This window comes from Stenotrophomonas capsici (genome assembly GCF_034961085.1).
Lineage (GTDB): Bacteria > Pseudomonadota > Gammaproteobacteria > Xanthomonadales > Xanthomonadaceae > Stenotrophomonas > Stenotrophomonas capsici.
On record NZ_JAYFUH010000212.1, the window covers coordinates 1 to 941 of the forward strand.

Sequence of the window (941 nt, forward strand, 5' to 3'; positions counted from 1 at the left end):
TGCTGATGCAATACCTGCCCAGCGGTGACAAGGCGCTCGCCTCACCTTCCACCCGTTTCTACAACCTCGTTTACCAGGCCATTCCATGAGTTCCACCGTACTTGTCGCCGGCTCGGCCAACCTCGACTTCGTGGTCCGCGCCGCGCACGTGCCTGCGCCTGGCGAAACCGTGCTGGGCCGCGAGTTCCGCACCTTCCCCGGCGGCAAGGGTGCCAACCAGGCCGTGGCCTGCGCGCGCGCCGGTGGCGCCCGCACCCGGATGCTGCTCGCATTGGGCCAGGATGATTTCGCCACGCCGATCGAAACCTCGCTGCGCGACGCCGGCGTGCAGCTGCACGCGGTGCGCGATGCGCAGCTGCCGACCGGCACCGCCTTCATCTGCCTGTCCGACGATGCCGAGAACGCCATCACCGTCGCACCGGGCGCCAACATGGCATTGCGGCCCCAACACCTGCCTGCGCTCGATGGGGTGCAATGGCTGCTGCTGCAGCTGGAAACTCCGCTCGACACCGTGCTGGCCTATGCAGTGGCCGCACGCGCGGCCGGGGTCAAGGTGGCGCTCAACGCCGCACCGGCGCAGGTGCTGCCGGCCGAGCTGCTGGCGCAACTGGACATGCTGATCGTCAACGAGGGCGAACTGGACGTGGTCGCCGGCAACCCGCCGGACCTGGCCAGCGGGCTGGCGCGGCTGGACGTGCCGTGCGTGATCGTCACCCTCGGTGCGCGCGGCTGCCTGGCGCGGCACGAAGGCCGTACCCTGCTGCAGCCGGCGTTCGCCATTTCGCCGGTGGATACCACCGCCGCCGGCGATACTTTCTGCGGCACGCTGGTGGCATCGCTGGCCCGCGGTGAAGCCCTGCAGCAGGCGCTGCTCGCCGCCAGCGCGGCCTCTGCCCTGGCCTGCACGCGGCTGGGCGCACAATCCAGCATTCCCGACCACG

Annotated in this window: 1 protein-coding gene; it reads left to right on the forward strand. The window is 70.1% G+C overall.

From position 1 onward, the window contains the following. Window positions 1–85: 85 nt before the first annotated feature. On the forward strand, window positions 86–941 hold an 856-nt coding region (locus VA603_RS11520), incomplete at its 3' end, for a ribokinase (RefSeq protein WP_323438928.1).